Origin of the sequence: Streptomyces sp. SP18CS02, from assembly GCF_036322365.1 — a bacterium.
GTDB lineage: Bacteria > Actinomycetota > Actinomycetes > Streptomycetales > Streptomycetaceae > Streptomyces.
In genome coordinates this window covers 22,626-40,145 of the sequence record NZ_JAQYXC010000275.1, presented here as the reverse complement: position 1 = coordinate 40,145, position 17,520 = coordinate 22,626, and the positions used below count along the sequence as shown (strand labels likewise).

The following is a 17,520-nucleotide window of genomic DNA, read 5'->3' as shown; positions in this document are numbered from 1 at the left end:
CTTGACGGAACGTTACGACATGGAGATGACAAGGTGGGCGCGGTCCCGGCCGAGGGCGTCCACCCGGGCGTCCGCCTCGTCGGATTCGCCGACCCAGCGTTCAGCCCCGGCCCCGGCCCCTGCCCCGGCCCGGTCCTTGCCGAAGCGGACGTGCAGCTCGACGGGCTGGGGGACGCGGCGGCGGTCGTCGAGGTCCAGTTGGTTCGGCGGCTGCTCCCGCCTGGCGGGACGTGCTGCTGATCGGCCTTTTCTTGCAGTTCAGAGCCGTGTGGCGGGCTCTGCATGACAGTGGAGATCAGGGTCATCCGGGCCGGTCAGATGTACCGCTACTACTTCCGCGAGACCGTGGTCGGTGACGGCCGCCGCCCGGCCCGCACGCCGCTGCGCGAAGCCCAGGAGCAAGCCGGGGTCCCGGCCGGGCGATGGATGGGGCGCGGACTTGCCGTGCTCGGACTCGCGCCGGATGAGGAAGTCACCGAGGCGCAGCTGCGGAACCTGTTCGGTGAACGGGGCCGGCACCCGGGCGCGGACCGGATCGAGGCCGACCGGCTCGCCGCGGGCGACTCCCCGAAGGAGGCGTTCAAGGCCGGCGCCCTCGGTCGCCGGGTGACAGCCACGGGGGTCGATTTCGTCTTCCGCCCGCAGCCGACGATCTACCTCCTGTGGGCCCTGGGGGATGAGGAGACCCGGCGGGTGATCGAGGCCGCGCACGAGCGGGCGAGCGTACGGGTGCTGGAGTGGATCGAGGACGAGGTCGCCGTGATCCGGTACGGCAAGGACGGCATCTATCGGGTCCGGCCGCCGGGCGGTCTGGTTGCCGCCCGCTTCCGCCACTACGAGGCGCGTTCCGGGCGGCCCTTGCTCCATGACCATCTGCTTCTGGGCGTGAAGGGGCAGCGCTTGGACGGGAAGTGGGGCTCGATCCACACCACGGCCCTGTACGAGAACACCGTGGCGGCCTCCGCGCTCTACAACGAGCTGGTCGCCTCCGAGGTCTGCGAGGCGCTGGGGCTGGCGACCGAGCCGCGCATCGTCACCCCGGGGCGCCGGCCGGTGATGGAGATTGCCGGGGTGCCCAACGAGCTGATCCGCTGGACCTCCCGGCGCAGCGACCAGATCGCCGCCTGCCTGGCAGAGCTGGAGCACGAGTACGTCACCGCCGTCGACGACGACGGCGAGCCGCGGTTCCTGCCCGTGGTCTCCGAGCGGGCCCGCGCCAAGATGAACCAGATCGCCGCCCGCAAGACCCGCCCGCCCAAGCAGAAGACCCGGCCGCTCGCGCAGCTGCGCGCGTGGTGGAAGGCGAGCGCGATCCTCACCTCCCGTGTGGCCGCCGGCGTCATCACCTCCCTCCTCGAGCACGCCCGCGCCGCGGCCGCCGCGATCCGGGCCCGCGTCGCGGCCGTGGTCGACATAGCGCTGGCGGCCGTCGACGTCGCCGCGACCGTGTTCGTGATGAACGACGGCGGCCGCTTCCACCGCCGGCACCTGCTCGCCGAAGCCCGCCGCCATCTCGCCCTGGTCCTGCGCGGCCGCCGCCGCGACCCCGGCCTGGACGAGGAGATCGTGGCGGCCGCCATCTCCACGCACTGCCTGGACATCAGCGAGCCGAAGACCACCGTGGGCCTGCTGGCGGACTACCGCCTCTACACCGCCCGGTGGGACCTGGCCGACCTCCCCGCCCGGCCCCGCCCACCCACTTCCGCGCCCGATCCGGACCGGCAGCCCCCGGCCGATCCCGGCGAGCCGGCTGCGCTCCGGCCGCCGGGCCAGGATGCGGGGGAGTGGGAGATCCCGCGCATCCCACTCCAGTACGACCGGGCCGTCCTCGCCGGTGCGGTGGTGCGGGAGAAGCTGCGCACCACCACTACCGCCGCTGTGCGGGGCCGGGCGTACGACGTCGTCGCCCACCAGCAGGCGGCGATGCCCAAGCAGCTGCTCGCGCTCGAGCCGGCCGACGTCCACCGTCCGGGAGTGGACGCCACCGTGCTCGGCATCCACTCCACCGAGTGGAGCCCACCGGGTGGAAGTGGACGCCATCGACGGGGATGGGGCCGCGCATCCACCCGGTGCGTTTCTCCTTGACCTCGGCTCAGGCCAAGGGGAAATGCACCGCCTCCCTCCACCGCACCGCGTCCACCCGGTGCGCACCACTCCCGCGCGCCGGCCGCACCGGTGCGCGCACCGCCCACCGAGTGGTGCGCACCGGATGGACGGTGGTGCGGTCAGCGGTGCGCTCCGGGTGCGGAGTGCGCCGCGTGGGGCAGCGAGAGGTGCTCGTCGCGCATCGCCTCCAGGGTGGCGCGGGTGTCTCCGTGGTCGTCGGGGTCGGGGATGACGTTCTCGATGAAGCGGATGATGCTGCGGGCGATGCCGGGCACCGCCGTGGTGGGGGAGTCGCGCGCCCAGTCCCGCAGCGCGGACAGCAGCACGCACCCGACCTCGTCCAGCACGAAGGAGTCCGCGCACAGGTCTGCGTCCTCGTCCAAGGCCGTGACGGGCCAGATGATGTCCTCGGCCAGCCGCAGCAGGACGAACGCCAGCTCCGGGTCCGCTTCCGCCCGCCCGGCGACAGCGGCGCCGCCACCCATCTGCAGCGCCAGGAGGTAGTCGAAGCCCCGCTCCACCTGCTCGGGCGTCAGCGGCGTACGGGACGGGATCAGGTACGGCATGAATCTCTCCTCACGATGACCGCCATGCGACTCACGGCGTCGTCTTCGTATGGTCGGCGCGCTGCCCTGTGGACAGAGGGACGGAGAAATCTCCCCCCAACTCGAACCGGACGAATCGGTACTGCAAGGGCCAAACGACGCTGATCTGACGGTTCCATTTTGATCTCCGACCGCCGTTTCGCCTCACTTCGCAGCAACTCAGGCGGAACGTCGGCAAAGGACGACGACGGGGAGTAGGCGAGCCGGGCCGTGACCCGTCGCGCAGTCGGGACCAGAGCGACAGGCAAGTTCGGAGAAGCGAGCGTGCTCGTGCTTGCAAGGGGCTCCGTAGGGTCGTCCGCAGGTGCCCGGTGACACTTTGTGGAGCTCGAGGTGCTGCTGGAAATCGTGCGTGATCTGGTGCCACGGAAAGCCGACCACGCGCAGCCACCGTCACCACCGCAGCAGGTCGGAGACGTCGTAGCTGCGGACGCTTCCCGGGCCGGTTGTACCGGGGTGACGAAAGCGATCAGGTACCGGGCGTACAAGATCGACGGCCCGCTCCTTATCGGAGGTCATCCACGGCACCACACGCATACCCACTGTGGCAGGCGATCGATCGGACATCGCGAAACAACCCTGCAAAAGGGTCGTCAGTGGACAATCGGCAAAACGCGAGTTCGCCGAGGTAGACCAAGTCGCAGAGGCGCTTTCCTGCCGTGGTGTCCGCAGAATTCAGACCATTCGAGATGCGATCCAGGATGACTCCGTGGGCGCAATGCCCACAATTTCACCGCCCTTTGACGTCTTCTGTCAGCCCGTCAGCTGTCAAAGCTGGCCTACTTCAAGCCTCTGATCGGCCATCGCTTGACGGTCCTCGATCAAACGTTCATATTGAATGAATTCTGTAAGGATCATGTAAATGGGTGGGGACCTGTATGCGTGCGAGCTGGCGACATATGCGCCGAAGACTGGGGGCATCGGCAGCCATCGCCGTGGTCGCCTCGGTTGTTCCTTTGACGGCGGGGACACCCGCACAGCCAAGACCCCGGCGCCGCCGCCAGGGTCATTGCAGGCTGCGTCCGCTCTGGCAGCGGAGACCGGTGAGCAGGTCGAGGTGGTGGCTGAGCGCTCCGAGTACACGCGGACAATGGCGAATCCGGACGGCACGTACACGCTGACTCAGTCGACGACTCCGCAGCGTGCCCGTGCCAAGGACGCATCCTGGCGAGACATCGACGTGGCGCTGGAGAAGCGTACGGATGGCGCGGTGGGCCCGAAGGCCACGGTGGTGGACCTGTCCTTTACCGATGGCGGCAACGGTGAGGACCTGATCCGCCTTGCCTCAGAGCGTGGAGCGCTCGAGCTGGGGTGGCCGAAGGCCCTGCCTGAACCCGTCCTCGACGGTGCCATGGCTACATATCCCGAGGTCTACAAGGGGGTGGACCTGCAGCTGACGGCGACGGCAGAGGGCTTCCGCGAGGTCCTCGAGGACTCCAACGACACCCTTGCCTCATCGACGGCATACACGCCCGCCGCGGTGGGGCCGGTGACCGAGACCAGCGTCGTCAACGCGAAATCGCACACCACCACGACGGTCCATGACTTCGCCACGAGCGCGGCTCTGAAGGCCACCGATGCCAACGGCAAGATCACCGAAAGCGAGTACGACGGCCTCGGCCGGGTGGCCAAGGTCTGGCTGCCCAATCGTTCCAAGGAACTAGGACCTGTCTGATAATTGATCTTGTGGTGGGTCGTGGTGAGTTGACGGATGCGGCGTGGGAGCGGATAGCGCCGCTGCTGCCGGGTGTTGACGGGCGAGGGCGCCCGTGGCGGGATCACCGGCAGGTGATCAACGGGGTGTTGCGGCGGTTGCGGACCGGTGCGCCGTGGCGTGACCTGCCGGAACGCTATGGGCCGTGGCAGACGGTCTATGAGCGGTTCGCCCGCTGGGAGGCGGACGGCACCTGGGCCCGCCTGCTGGAGCAGGTCCAGGTCCGGGACGACTCGGTCGGAGCCATGGAGTGGACGGTTTCGGTCGACTCCACGATCAACCGAGCCCATCAGCATGCTGCCGGAGCCCGCAAAAAGGGGCGGCGGCGGGGGACGAACTGGAAGATCCGGCATGCGCGACGGCTGGCCAGGCGCTCGGCCGGTCCCGTGGCGGGCTGACCACCAAGGTCCATCTCGCCTGCGACGGCCGTGGCCTGCCCCTGGCCGTCGTCGTCACGCCCGGCAACGTTAACGATTCCACCGTCTTTGGCGAGATCATGGACGGCGTGAGGGTGCCCCGGACCGGGGCCGGCCGGCCCCGCCGCAGGCCCAGCGCGGTCATCGCGGACAAGGCGTATTCGTCCCGGGCGATCCGCCAGTCCTTGCGGCGCAGGGGTATCCGGGCGGTGATCCCGGAGCGGGCGGATCAGAAGGCCAACCGCCTGCGGCGCGGTCAGACCGGCGGCAGGCCGCCGGCCTTCGACCGGGAGCTTTACAAGGCCCGCAACGTGGTCGAACGCTGCTTCAACCGGCTCAAGCAGTTCCGCGCGATCGCCACCCGCTTCGACAAACTGGCCACCCGCTACAAGGCCGGACTCCACCTCGCGGCACTCATCCTCTGGCTCCGCGAACCCGCCCAAGATCGTTTGTCAGACAGTGCCTAGGACCGGCCAAGGGCTACGGGCAGGGACTGCTCACGCTGGCCCCGGTGCGGGCGGAGACGGCGGTGCCACGTGGCTGAACCGTGGTGGCGGACCGGCCCACAAGAAGTGCACCGGCTGGAGGACCGCGTCTCCAGCCTGTACGTCGAGCGCTGCCACATCGACCGCGACGACAACGCCGTCGTCCTCGTCAACAAGACACGCGTGGGGCACGTCCCGGCAGCCTGGCTCGCTGTCCTCCTCATCGGCCCCGGCAGCCGCATCACCCACGCAGCCACCACACTGCTCGCAGACTCCGGCACCTCCCTGTGCTGGGTCGGCGAGCAGGGCGTCCGTCTCTACGCCTCGGGTCACGGCGCCGCGCGCGGATCCCAGCTGCAGCTGCGGCAGGCATGGCTCGTCACCCGGCCCAAGGAACGCGTCGCGGTCGCCCGCCGCATGTACGACATGCGCTTCCCCGGTGAGAGCACCGCGGGCCTCACCCTCCAGCAGCTACGAGGGCGCGAAGGCACCCGCGTCCGCCGGCTCTACGCCCATCACTCCCAGCGCACTGCAGTGGCCTGGACCAAGAGGGATTACAAGCCCGGAGACGCCTTCGCCGCAGGTGATGACGTCAACCGGCTGCTCTCCGCCGCGAACTCTGCCCTGTACGGCATCTGCCACGCCGTCATCACCGGAATCGGCGCCAGCCCAGCTCTCGGCTTCGTCCACACGGGATCCGCACTCTCCTTCGTCCTGGACATCGCCGACCTCTACAAGGCCGAATACACCATCCCGCTCGCATTCGACCTCGCGGCCAAGGGCCTGACCTCAGAACGAGACGCACGTACGGCACTCCGCGATGCGCTGGTGCGCGGTAAGTTGCTGCCCCGCATCGTCGACGACATCAAGAACCTCCTGGTTCCACAAGGCGACACCCTGCTGGAGGAAGAACTGGGAGGCTTGTGGGATGACGGAGACGGTGTCGTCAGCGGCGGCCGCAACTGGGGGGACGCCTTGAGCGCCGACAGTCACCTGGACGTCATCCCGGACACGGGCGGGAGCTCCGTCCCGTGAGCGCTGCGACGACGGTCGTGGTCCTCATCGCCGCCCCTCCAGGTCTCCGGGGCCACCTGACCCGTTGGTTCATCGAGGTCTCACCAGGCGTCTTCGTCGGAAGCCCCAACACGCGCATCCGCGATGGACTCTGGAAAATCCTTGCCGACCGCATCCGGGACGGCCAAGCAGTCATGATCGAGCCCGCACAGACCGAGCAGGGATGGACGGTGCGCACAGCCGGTCAAGACCGTTGGACACCCACCGACTTCGACGGACTGACCCTCATGTCGAGGCCGAGAGGAAACGCCCACGAAGCATGGACGGCCGCGAAGCAAGTGAAGGAAAACGGCATGATCACATGACAACAGGCCAGGTCAGCAAGTGTCGTCCCCGCGCCTGCGGGGGTAGTCCGCCCAACAACAAGAGTCAGTCCATCAACCAGGTGTCGTCCCCGCGCCTGCGGGGGTAGTCCTGCACGCTCCAACGGGCGTACCAGCGCCTGACCGTCGTCCCCGCGCCTGCGGGGGTAGTCCCTGCGGGCTTCTCGTCGGACGTTGCCTTGCTTGGTCGTCCCCGCGCCTGCGGGGGTAGTCCGGGGCCCTGGAACCAGTCGGTGATCTCGGTGGCGTCGTCCCCGCGCCTGCGGGGGTAGTCCCGTCTCCTGAACGGGGTCGGGGGAACGTTCCGGGTCGTCCCCGCGCCTGCGGGGGTAGTCCTTCTCGATCTCGGCCAGCCGGGCCCGGTAGCACGTCGTCCCCGCGCCTGCGGGGGTAGTCCTGTCACGTTGAACGTGGCGAATGTCAGAGCAGCGTCGTCCCGGCGCTTGCGGGGGTGGTCCCACCACCCCGCCAGAGCCCGGGCTTCCCGCCCGGTCGTCCTCGCGCCTGCGGGGGTACGGCCTCGGTACTAATAGGGGCTCAATATTCAACTGTCGCCAGTTCCCGTGGAACCCGGCGTGCTAGTGACTTTGTGCGATCCCCAGTGAGCGTATCGGCTCCAGGTTTCGCCGGTCTCCCTGATCAGGCGGGTGGTGGTCTCGTCGTGATAACTGAAAGCGTCCGCGACGACGGAAGGGGGCACGATCGTCACACGTCCACTGCTGACGAGCCCGCAGGCGAACATCCAGCTGAGCACGTTTATCTTCGCCAGGAGTGCCTCGAGCTGTCCCCATTCTTACTGAGAGACCTTCCAGTGCGCGGACGTGGTCAAGGAGCGGATGCGGCTCAAGGCTGCCTCCCGCGCCGAGGTGACGGTTACCACGGCAGAGTTGAGTACCGCCGCCTGAGGGTAACGACCCGGGAGTCGTACGAGGTCGGCTCGCCTGGCTGTCTGGTGTGGTCTTCACGGCCCGTTCGTTCATTTCCCTGCCTGAGTCGGATTCGCGGCGTGGATGAGCTGGCGGAGGGCGCCGTGGTAGACCTCGTGGTCCACGACGGCGGGCACGATCGCGGTCAGGTGGCCGGTCAGTACCGGGAACTCCTCGGGGTCGAGTGCGGCCAGTGCCTGGCGGGTGGTGGTCTGGGCGGCCTTGGGGGCGCGGTGGTCCACGAAGCTGGCGCTGCCCAGGGTGAGCAGGTATAGCCGCCGGTAGGTGATGATCGCGTCCTGGGGGGTCATGCCGGCGGCGAGGGAGTCGGCGAGCTGCGGTTCGACGAGCCGTTTGAGGAGCTGGGGGCTGAGCCAGGGGCGGGCGCCGCGCAGGGTGATCAGGCCCGGGTGGGTGGTCAGCAGCTCGTATAGGGCGGTGAACCGTTTTTCCGTGGCGGTCGGCCAGTTGGTGCCGGGCGGGATGTCGGGCAGCTGGGCGGCGAGGTGATCGGTGACGAGGTCGAGTAGTCCGGCCAGGTCGGTGCAGCGGCGCTGGAGTGAGGCCACGGAGATGCCCAGAGCCGAGGCCAGGGTCCGGAAACTCAGTGCGTCGGGGCCGTGCTGATCCACGATCAGCAGGGCTTGTTCGGCGATGTGTGCGGGGGTTGCGAGGTCCAGGGAAGCGGATTGCCTAGGCATGCGAGTCAGCGTACGGTACATCGTATCGTCACGGTAGGCTCCATCTCCTCACGGAGGCGACATGCCCCGCACCACGGCGCTCGACCCGCTGTTCACGGCGTTAACCACCACCGCCTTCACCGACCGGCACCTGGCCAACCTCGCGGCCGGAACCCTCGCCGCCGTCCGCGTCCCCGACTTCCTCGACACCTCCGCCTGCCGCAGCTCGCTCGAAGCGCTGGACCGGCTTCCGACCGCCGACTACGACCCGGCCCGGGTGCCGACCCCGATCATCCGGTTCGGCCCGGCCCTCAACGACTACCGCGACCAGGACGGCCGACTGGACGCCGCGCGGTACTGGCGCGAGGCCGAGGCCGCCCGCGCCTCCTGGCAGCGCGCCGGGATGCGCCCGGACCCGATTGCCATCTCCATGGCCCGCCTCGGCTCCGCCTGGGGCGCCGCCGTCACCGCGGCCACCATCGGCGGCCGGGCCGTCTTCGGCGGAACGATCCGCGAGATCAATGCCGGGGCCCTGATCCACTACGACGACATCAACCGGGAGTTTCACACCGGGTTGTTCGACCAGGAGGTCGTGGCCCAGCTCGCCTTCAACGTCTGGGTGACCGTCCCGGCCACCGGCGGGGCGACCGCCCTGTGGCGCCACCGCTGGGAGCCGGCCGACGAGCAGCACCGGCAGGCGTACGGCTACCGGCCCGAGACGGTCGAGCACTGCCAGAGCGTGAGCCTGACCCCGCAGCTCGGCGACGGGCTGCTGTTCAACCCGGCCAACTTCCACGCGGTCGAGCCCAACCCGGGCGGGCGCCGGATCGCGTTCGCGTTCTTCCTGGGCCTGACCACCACCGGCCAGCTCGTCACCTGGTCCTGACCCGCCCCCTAAAGCAACGGAGTAACCTCGTGCACCAGCTCACCTACGGCGACATCAAGGCCGCCGCAGACCGGATCTCGGGGCGCATCCGCCCCGTCACCCTGGCAGCCGTCGATCCGGGCGTGATCCGCACCGGCCACCGCGACCCTCTGGACGACCGCGCCGAGCAGCCCTGCGAGGTGTGGCTGGCGCTGGAGTTCATGCAGCACACCGGCAGCTTCAAGGCCCGCGGTGCGCAGAATTTCATCCAGGCGCACCGCGACGCGGGCACCCTTCCCGCCGCCGGGATCACCATCGCGTCCGGCGGGAACGCCGGCCTGGCGTGCGCGTGGGCCGCCGAGCAGCAGGGCGTGCGCGCCACCGTGTTCCTCCCCACCACCGCCCCGCAGGTGAAGGCGGCCAAGCTCCGCGACTATGGCGCGGATGTCCGCCTGACTGGTACGGAGTACGCCGAGGCGCTCGCGGCCTGCGAGGAGTTCGCCGCCGACACCGGCGCGCTCGCCTCCCATGCGTACGACCACCCGCTGATCGCTGCCGGCGCCGGCACCCTGCTGGAGGAGATCCACCAGCAGCTTCCCGACCTGGACACCGTGGTGGTCGCGGTCGGCGGCGGCGGGCTGTTCGCGGGCATCGCGACGGCGGCTGGGCACCATGGAATCCGCACCGTGGCGGTCGAGCCGACAAACTGCCGCGCGCTCAACGCCGCGATCGAGGCCGGCCGCCTGGTCGACGTCGCGGTCGACTCCATCGCCGCCGACTCCCTTGGCGCACGCCGCACCTCCGCCATGGCCCTGCACGCTGCCCAGCAGGACCGCGTCCACTCCGTACTCGTTCCTGATACCGAGATCGTCCACGCCCGCCAGGCTTTGTGGGACCACCGGCGGGTCGCGGTGGAGCACGGCGCGGCCACCGCGCTCGCGGCCCTGCTCTCACCCGACCAGCACGTACCCGACTGCGACCTGCCGGCCCGGCCCAGAACGCCGAGCCGCAGCTACCGGCCCGCAGCCGGCGAGAAGGTATGCGTCGTCCTCTGCGGCGCGAACACCGACACCCGGTCCCTCATGCACCCCTGAACAGGCATTTCTCAGACGGGGCAGTCGAGGGGACAGTCGCTCGCCTGCCCCCCTTTGCTGTGCGCGTGTTCGACCGGCCGGCCCCGCGGGCCGGGAGCGGTGGCCAAGGGCGTGTTCCCGCCCCCCGGGCGGACCGGCCCCGCCATAGCGGCCGCCGCCCACGCCCGCCGCACCCAGCTCCCGCCGGCGTCCTCGGCCTGCTCCTTGGTTCACGGCCGCGATGCTCTTCGAGGCAGCCACCGCCTGTGCGGCGCCGGCGGTGCCCCTGCACCGCCGTCCGGATGCCGTCCCGGGCGACCGCTCACCTCGTCTCGATGATCCGCCTGGCGGGCGGTCTTCGCCGCTGGAAGGCCTGTGGCAGGACAGCGTCCGGCTGGCCGGACTCATGGCTCGTATCGGTCCGTGGATCGCCCAACGCCAAAGTGAGGAGCGGCCACGTTCTTCCTCCTCGGGCGCTTCAGCCTCCAGCCCGTTGCTGTCAGTCTGGCTGCGCGCACGACACCGTCGGCTCGGCCCAGCCCGTAGGGGAGACACCGGCGCCGCGATGCCCAGCGCCTCCGAGAGCGAGCGCCGCGCGGCCGTCGAGCAGCAGCTGCACGAGACCGTGACGGGCGAAGCGTGGGCCAGGGAGCAGCAGGCCGCCGCTGGCAAGGCCCGCGCCGAAGCTGCGGGCGCGGCCGGCCGAAGTCGTCGTGGACAAGCCGGTGGCCCCGGTCGTGCTGCCCACCCCGCGCCCGGCCGCCGTCATCGTCGACGACGACCAGGAGCTGGTCCCCGAGGAGCTCACCCGGGAGCAGGCCCTGGACTGGCACAACCGCGCCGCCGCCGACCACCAGCTGGTGTTCGACCACATCGACCAGTACGGCGCGCTGTCGGCGCAACGCCTGTTCCCCCGGGCGTTCGTCGCACAGGTGCAGCGCCTGGCCTCCCTCGGGCACCTGAACGTCCGGCGTCGACCCGGGCCCGGGTCGTGCTGCGGGCCGCGATGGAGGCGGCCCGGAAGAACGGCAGCGGCCAGAAGGCGAAGCAGAAGCCACGGCCGGTCCGTGGTTCGGCGCGACGGGCGGGAGCCGATGGGTCTCGGTGCGGCGATCGGTGCGCTGGTCGCCGACGGTACGGGCTTGGACCTACACGGATACGGCCACTCCTCTCTGACCCACCTCGGCGAGCAGGGCTCGTCGCTCCTGATGCTCATGGCGAAGTCCCGGCACAAGAAGGCCGGAGAACATCCGCCGCTACTTCAAGCCATCCCCAGAGGCGATCGCCGCGCTCGCGAGCCCGCTCGCTCCCGGCGATAGCAGCCGATGAGCCTCGTTCCTTGATCGTTCTCAGCGCTAGCTGTGCCAGTCCCGTTCTCCTCGCGGGGTCGGCTCCTTGACACCGCGGCGGCTTTTTGGCCTTTTTGGCCCTCAGCCATAGTCGGCGCCATGGACTATGACGTAGTGGTGGCCGGAGGCGGACCGGTCGGACTGATGCTGGCCTGCGAGCTCCGGCTCGGAGGCGCGCGGGTGGCCGTCCTGGAACGCCTCACCCAAGTGGACCCGACGATCAAGGGCGGGGCGATCACCACGCCCGGCGCCGAGGCGCTCTACCGTCGGGGCATGCTGCCCGCGCTGGCCGAGGTGCAGCGGCAGACGACGGACCGCTTCCAGGCATTCATACGCGAACGGATCGGCGGGGACGGAAGCGGGGCCGCGGGCCAAGGGCTCGGGATCGTCGGGCACTTCGCCGGAATCATGCTGCGCGCCGACCTGGTCGACCGTACGGAGCCGGGCCTCGGCGACGCCGGACCCGCCGCCGAGATCGCTTTCGTGGCGCAGCAGGACATCGAGCGGCTGCTCGGCGAGCGGGCGGACGAGCTCGGCGTCGACGTGCGCCGGGGAGTGGAGCTGACCGGCTTCGACACGGACGACGGGGCCGTCACCGTGCGGACCAGCCACGGGGCCGTACGCACCGGCTGGCTCGTGGGCTGCGACGGCGGCCGCAGCGCGGTCCGCAAGCTCGCGGGGTTCGCGTTCCCCGGTACGGACCCGGAGATCACCTGCCACCAGGCGGTCGTGGAGATGACCGGCGCCGAGGAGCTGACGCTCGGCTGGACCGCCACGGACACCGGGGTCTATGCCCACGGGCCGATGCCGGGCCGCATCGTCACCGTGGAGTTCGACGGCCCGCCGGTCGACCGGGACGCGCCGGTTACCACCGAGGACTTCCAGGCGAGGTTGCGCCGCGTCTCCGGCGTGGACATCACGATCACCGGGGTGCGGACCGCGACCCGCTTCACCGACCACGCCCGCCAGGTCACCGAGTACCGCAAAGGCCGGGTGCTGCTGGCGGGTGACGCGGCGCACGTGCACTCCGCGTTCGGCAGCCAGGGGCTGAGCCTGGGTATCGGGGACGCGATGAACCTCGGCTGGAAGCTCGCCGCGGTGATCGGCGGCCGTGCGCCCGAAGGGCTGCTGGACACCTACACCGCCGAACGGCACCCGGTCGGCGCGGGGATCCTTGACTGGACCCGGTCCCAGGTCGCGGCCATGCGCCCGGACCCGCAGTCCCGCGCCCTGCGTGAGATCGTCAGCGACCTGGCGGAGACGGTCACGGGCACCACGTACCTCACCGCCCGGCTCAACAGCGCCGGGGTGCGCTACGAGCTGCCGGGCGAGCACCCGCTGACCGGCCGCAGCGCCCCGGACCTCGAACTCGCCGACGGCAGCCGCCTCGCGGACCACCTCCACGGCGGCCGGGCGCTCCTGCTCGACCTCACCGACGACCCGGAGCTCCGGGCCCTCGCCGCGGGGTATGCCGGTCGCGTCGACACCTTGACAGTCGGCTGCCCGTCCCGGCCGGAACTGGCGGCGGTCCTCGTCCGTCCGGACGGCTTCACGGCCTGGGCGGCCGACGCGGGGGCGCAGGCGCCGGCGTCGACGGCCGGGCTGACGGAAGCACTGGAGGAGTGGTTCGGAGTGCCAGAGGGTGCGGTGACGCCGGGCTGATGCGCCGCTCTGCTGACTGACTACTCGAACCACGAGCGCAGCCTCCTCGGCTTTCCCGAGCCCGCCGAAGACGAGCCCCTTCCCATCGAGGAAGGGGGGCTGCGGCGCCGGCACGAGGCCGCACTGGCCCACGCGGCTGCGCTGCGGCGAGCGCGCGCGGAACGAGCTGCTCGACAACGCACCACCACGGACTCGGATGCACAGGAGCGTGCCGCTCCGTACGAGGAGCCTGCGGCGTGACCTGCGGACGGCCCGAGGAACTGCTCGGGCTACGAGCAAGACATCTGCTCACGTCGGCACAAGTCGAAGGGGCCCTGACGGCGCGTTCTCCGCGATGGACCTCATCACCCGCCACCCGCACACCGGCGAACTGCTGTCCACGGTGAAGTTCATGGTGCAGACCCTCGCCGCCGCCGGCGGCTGTCCTACGACGGGCTGCGGGCCGCCGAAGGGCAACAAGGGCGGGCGCCGCCCGGCCGTCCCGGCCGACGAGACCGAAGCCGTGCGCGCCACACACCTGGCAGGCTGGTCCAGCCGCCCTCGCCCGCGAGCACGGCGTCAGCCGCGGTCGCATCCGCACCGCCGTCGCCGACCTCCTGCCCGAGCACACGGCCGCCGACTCGGGCGCCCCGGCCCGGGAAGTGCCGGTCGTCCTCGACATGCCGGGCAAGGTCGCCGACTTCCTCCGCACCACCGACCTGGAGCCCGCCGAGCGGACCGCGCTCGACCAGGGCGTGACCGTATGACGAGGTCAGGGCGAACCAGATCCTGCCGGAAGGTGATGGCGGTACCGCAGGGGAGTTGCCACTCCAGCGGCGTCTCGGCACCGGGCCTCCAGCTCAGTTCACTGGGTGGAAATCTTGTGGACGGTGGTGTCGTCGGGGTTCAGCCGCTGCCCGTCCGCAGACAGAACTTCCAGCCGGCGGAGGCGCTGTCCCTGCCGACGGTCGACCAACTGTGAGTGGGGTTCGTCGGGGGCGAAGAAGTGCTGTTCGCCCCACTGCCGCAGTGCCACGATGACAGGGAAGAGTGCCTTGCCTTTCGGAGTCAGTACGTATTCGCGGTAGGCGCTGCCGTCCGAGGCGGGGACGGATTCGAGGACACCGCCGGCGACCAGCGTGCGCAGTCGCGCGGCGAGGATGTTCTTCGCCACGCCGAGGCTGCGCTGGAATTCCCCGAAGCGCCGGCTTCCGTCGAAGGCGTCCCGCACGATCAGCAGGGACCACCAGTCGCCGATCGCGTTCACCGACCGGGCGACGGGACATTCGCTGTCGTCGAAGCGCGTTCTGGTCACCATGACGTTCCTCTCTCACGCTGGTTGCAACATGCTACCAAAATGGTTACCGTCACCAATGGTGGCAAGATGAAACCAGGTGCGCGAGGAGTGCTGATGCCCGGCAAAGGTGACGCTGTGACACGACGGACCATGGCACGAAGCGGGGAAGGTTCCGCGTTCGTCCTGTCCCGTGGTGTCGTCATACTGTTCGCCGTCGCCTGCGGGGCCGCAGTGGCCAACGTCTACTTCTCTCAGCCGCTCCTGGTGACCATGGGCCACGACCTCGCCATGAGCCCGGGGCTTGTCGGCAGCGTGGTCACGCTCACGCAGGTCGGATACGGTCTGGGACTCTTCTTCCTCGTGCCGCTGGGCGACGTGGCCGACCGCAGACGGCTCATCGTGGCCCAGCTGCTGCTCCTCATGGTGGCTCTGGCCGTGGTAGCCACCGCTCACACGGCAGCGACCCTGCTCGCGGGCATGGCCGCGGTGGGACTTCTCGCGGTCGTCACGCAAACTCTGATGGCCTTCGCCACATCACTGGCTCCTCCCGCCGAGCGCGGACGCGTCGTCGGGCTGGTCACCAGCGGCGTGGTCGTCGGAATCCTGCTCGCCCGCACCGCATCCGGCCTCCTGGCCGATCTCGCGGGCTGGCGCTCCGTCTACGTCGCCTCGGCGTCGCTCGCCGCTCTGCTCGCCCTGGTCCTGTACCGAGCGCTGCCGCGCCACAGTGACGCTGAGCGGACAACCCTGCGCTACGGGCAGCTACTCCGCTCCACGATCACTTTGTTCGCACGGGAACGACTGCTGCGGCGCCGAGCACTGTTCGGTCTGCTGATCTTCGCCGCCTTCAGCACCCTATGGAGCAGCATCGCGCTACCCCTAAGCGAGGCCCCGTACTTCCTGCCCCACAGCGTGATCGGGGCACTGGGGCTGATCGGTGTCGCCGGCGCCCTGGCCGCGACGGTGGCAGGCCGCCTCAACGACCGCGGACTCTCCCGGCGGACCACCGGCATCGCCCTGGCACTGCTTGCCGCCTCGTGGTTGCCCTTGTCATTCACCCGCAACTCGCTCTGGGCTCTGGTCGTAGGGGTGGTCCTGCTCGACCTCGCCGTGCAAGCGGTTCATGTCACCAACCAAACCCTGCTCTACGCGCGGCACCCGGACGCGGGCAGCCGACTGATCGGCGGATACATGGTCTTCTACTCGATCGGCAGCGCCACCGGCGCCCTCGCCGCGACTTCCCTCTACGCGCTGATAGGCTGGGGCGCCGTTTGCGCACTGGGTGCCGCGTTCAGCTGCCTCGGGTTCGCGCTGTGGGCTTGTGGGGACCGAGTGGGCCAGGAGTAACCCCGACTGTTCCCAGGTCGCCATCCACAGCTTGGAGGAGACTAAAGTCCTCCAGGCCCCGGCTCCCGTCATCGCGAAGGCGCTCGGTTACCACGACAAGACAGCCACTCGCTTGGTCACCGAGGCCGGCGGAACCTGGAGCCGATACGCCCCCGGTGACCACACACGGTGAGTTGTCGCTCCGCTCCCGCTGGCGTGCCTCGTCACTCGGGAAAAGTGAAGCCCAGTTCGCGAAGGCGGGGGCAGGCGGGCTTTGAGGCACTGCTCCACCGACGCAGCATCGGTACGCACGAGGATGTCGTCACGCAATGGGCGCCACTGGCCACGAACGTCCAGGGCTTCCGCCTCTCTGCCATCCGCTCAGCATCAACCTTGAGCAGCACGGTTATGCCCTGTTCGGCCAGCGCCTCCATGATCGCGACAATGCCCACCGGTGACCCTCCCGAAGTGGCTCGAACGCACCACGGTGAACCTATCCGTCCGAGGGGCACGAACACGGACCTCGCTACCCAGAGTGACCAACGAAGGCTGTCCAAGCTGGAATACGCGACACCTCAACATGCGGGCCTACCAGTCCCGAGGCCGGAACAGCCCGGTCCCCGCCCGCCGCACGCACCGTCAGGAGCGGGCGAGCAGCTTCCGCAGCGCCTCCGCGATGTCCTCCGGGGCCTCCTCGGCCATGAAGTGGCCGCTGGAGACGGTGGAGTGGTCCAGGTCCTGGGCCCAGGCGCCCCATAGGGCGGCGGCCTCGTAGCCGAGGGCCGCGCCCCAGTCCTGCTGGAGCACCGAGACCGGCATGGCGAGCTGGTTGCCCGCCGCGCGGTCGGCACGGTCGTGGTCCACGTCGATGCCGGCGGAGGCCCGGTAGTCGGCGACGATCGAGAAAACGGCCTCGCGGCACGCCATGAGGTAGGCCGCCCGCACGTCGGCGGGGACGGCGTGCGGGTTGTTGGCCCAGACGTCCAGGAAGTAGCCGAAGAACTCGTCCGAACTGGCCTGGATCATCTTCTCGGGCAGGCCGGGCGGCTGGGCCATCAGGTACAGGTGGAAGCCGACGGCCGCCGTGACACCGTGCAGCGCCTCCCACATGTCCAGGGTGGGCAGGACATCGAGGCAGGCCAGGTGGGTGATGACGTCCGGGTGGTCGAGGCCGGCGCGGAAGGCGACCAGCGCGCCGCGGTCGTGGCCGGCCAGCGCGAAGCGCTCGTGCCCGAGGTGCCGGGCGAGCGTGACGATGTCCTGCGCCATGGTCCGCTTGGAGTAGGTGTCCGGGCCGTCCTCCAGCGGCTTGTCGCTGTCGCCGTAACCGCGCAGATCGGGAACGATGACGGTGTGGTCGGCGGCGAGGTCGGTGGCGACGTGCCGCCACATGAGGTGGGTCTGCGGGAAGCCGTGCAGCAGGACGACCGGAGAGCCCGATCCGCCGACCGCCACGTTGAGGGACACGCCCTCGGCGGCGGTGACGCGCCGGTACTCGAAGTCCGGGATGGTGGGTGCCATGGTGCTGCTCGATTCTGGTGAGTCGTTACTGAGGTCCGGTGGGGCGACGGCCGGGGGCCGCTCGCTCCTCCATGTCCGAAGCCTGCGGGCGGCGAATGAGCAACCGATGAGCGCTGTAC

The 17,520-nt window shown here is 70.0% G+C and carries 16 protein-coding genes and 1 CRISPR repeat array; of the genes, 11 read left to right on the top strand and 5 right to left on the bottom strand.

Translation table 11 applies throughout. The features are described 5' to 3' along the window. Nucleotides 1–33 precede the first annotated feature (33 nt). Nucleotides 34–240, top strand: a complete 207-nt coding sequence (locus PUR26_RS11220; protein WP_329871698.1) for a hypothetical protein — start codon at nucleotides 34–36, stop codon at nucleotides 238–240. A 42-nt stretch (nucleotides 241–282) separates the two neighbouring features. Continuing rightward, nucleotides 283–2,085: a MobF family relaxase gene (gene mobF, locus PUR26_RS11215; RefSeq protein WP_329871696.1), complete on the top strand. Its 1,803-nt coding sequence runs from the start codon at nucleotides 283–285 to the stop codon at nucleotides 2,083–2,085. A 140-nt stretch (nucleotides 2,086–2,225) separates the two neighbouring features. Here mobF and PUR26_RS11210 read toward each other — a convergent pair whose 3' ends face one another. Further along, nucleotides 2,226–2,672, bottom strand: coding sequence for a hypothetical protein (locus tag PUR26_RS11210; protein WP_329871695.1), 447 nt, complete (start codon nucleotides 2,670–2,672; stop codon nucleotides 2,226–2,228). A 901-nt stretch (nucleotides 2,673–3,573) separates the two neighbouring features. On the opposite strand from PUR26_RS11210, the gene PUR26_RS11205 reads away from it, so the two are divergent. The 4 genes from PUR26_RS11205 (at nucleotide 3,574) to cas2e (ending at nucleotide 6,705) form a co-directional block, all read left to right on the top strand. After that, complete coding sequence (locus PUR26_RS11205; protein ID WP_329871693.1) at nucleotides 3,574–4,386, top strand: hypothetical protein; 813 nt, start codon at nucleotides 3,574–3,576, stop codon at nucleotides 4,384–4,386. Between the two features lie 11 nt (nucleotides 4,387–4,397). Beyond that, a protein-coding gene (locus PUR26_RS11200) for an IS5 family transposase (RefSeq protein WP_329871691.1) occupies nucleotides 4,398–5,308 on the top strand; the annotation gives its coding sequence in 2 pieces (ribosomal slippage) (nucleotides 4,398–4,746 and nucleotides 4,746–5,308; 912 coding nt in all). A 69-nt stretch (nucleotides 5,309–5,377) separates the two neighbouring features. Then, a complete protein-coding gene (gene cas1e / locus PUR26_RS11195; RefSeq protein ID WP_329871690.1) occupies nucleotides 5,378–6,361 on the top strand; it encodes a type I-E CRISPR-associated endonuclease Cas1e in 984 nt (327 codons plus the stop codon). Beyond that, a complete protein-coding gene (cas2e, locus tag PUR26_RS11190) occupies nucleotides 6,358–6,705 on the top strand; it encodes a type I-E CRISPR-associated endoribonuclease Cas2e (RefSeq protein WP_329871688.1) in 348 nt (115 codons plus the stop codon). Before cas1e ends, cas2e begins: the two co-directional genes overlap by 4 nt. A 21-nt stretch (nucleotides 6,706–6,726) precedes the next feature. Further along, nucleotides 6,727–7,242: a CRISPR direct-repeat array (repeat unit 28 nt; unit sequence GTCGTCCCCGCGCCTGCGGGGGTAGTCC). Nucleotides 7,243–7,699: 457 nt separating this feature from the next. Here the strand turns inward: cas2e and PUR26_RS11185 are convergent. Beyond that, nucleotides 7,700–8,350 (bottom strand): TetR/AcrR family transcriptional regulator, encoded by a 651-nt coding sequence (locus PUR26_RS11185; RefSeq protein WP_329871686.1) that lies wholly within the window; start codon nucleotides 8,348–8,350, stop codon nucleotides 7,700–7,702. A gap of 61 nt (nucleotides 8,351–8,411) precedes the next feature. On the opposite strand from PUR26_RS11185, the gene PUR26_RS11180 reads away from it, so the two are divergent. The 4 genes from PUR26_RS11180 (at nucleotide 8,412) to PUR26_RS11165 (ending at nucleotide 13,278) form a co-directional block, all read left to right on the top strand. Then, a complete protein-coding gene (locus PUR26_RS11180; protein WP_329871685.1) occupies nucleotides 8,412–9,215 on the top strand; it encodes a 2OG-Fe(II)-dependent halogenase WelO5 family protein in 804 nt (267 codons plus the stop codon). A gap of 29 nt (nucleotides 9,216–9,244) precedes the next feature. Next, a complete protein-coding gene (locus PUR26_RS11175; protein WP_329871683.1) occupies nucleotides 9,245–10,288 on the top strand; it encodes a threonine/serine dehydratase in 1,044 nt (347 codons plus the stop codon). Nucleotides 10,289–10,980: 692 nt separating this feature from the next. Further along, a complete protein-coding gene (locus PUR26_RS34655; protein WP_443077032.1) occupies nucleotides 10,981–11,586 on the top strand; it encodes a hypothetical protein in 606 nt (201 codons plus the stop codon). A gap of 129 nt (nucleotides 11,587–11,715) precedes the next feature. Further along, nucleotides 11,716–13,278 (top strand): FAD-dependent monooxygenase, encoded by a 1,563-nt coding sequence (locus PUR26_RS11165; protein WP_329871681.1) that lies wholly within the window; start codon nucleotides 11,716–11,718, stop codon nucleotides 13,276–13,278. An 844-nt stretch (nucleotides 13,279–14,122) separates the two neighbouring features. Here PUR26_RS11165 and PUR26_RS11160 read toward each other — a convergent pair. Continuing rightward, nucleotides 14,123–14,575 (bottom strand): winged helix-turn-helix transcriptional regulator, encoded by a 453-nt coding sequence (locus PUR26_RS11160; RefSeq protein ID WP_329871679.1) that lies wholly within the window; start codon nucleotides 14,573–14,575, stop codon nucleotides 14,123–14,125. Nucleotides 14,576–14,704: 129 nt separating this feature from the next. On the opposite strand from PUR26_RS11160, the gene PUR26_RS11155 reads away from it, so the two are divergent. Beyond that, complete coding sequence (locus PUR26_RS11155; RefSeq protein ID WP_329872004.1) at nucleotides 14,705–15,901, top strand: MFS transporter; 1,197 nt, start codon at nucleotides 14,705–14,707, stop codon at nucleotides 15,899–15,901. Nucleotides 15,902–16,104: 203 nt separating this feature from the next. Here PUR26_RS11155 and PUR26_RS11150 read toward each other — a convergent pair whose 3' ends face one another. Together PUR26_RS11150 and PUR26_RS11145 are read right to left on the bottom strand one after the other, a co-directional pair. Beyond that, entirely contained in the window at nucleotides 16,105–16,332 is a 228-nt protein-coding gene (locus PUR26_RS11150) for a hypothetical protein (RefSeq protein WP_329871678.1), read from the bottom strand. Between the two features lie 187 nt (nucleotides 16,333–16,519). Then, nucleotides 16,520–17,401 (bottom strand): alpha/beta fold hydrolase, encoded by an 882-nt coding sequence (locus PUR26_RS11145; protein WP_329871677.1) that lies wholly within the window; start codon nucleotides 17,399–17,401, stop codon nucleotides 16,520–16,522. Between the last annotated feature and the right edge of the window lie 119 nt (nucleotides 17,402–17,520).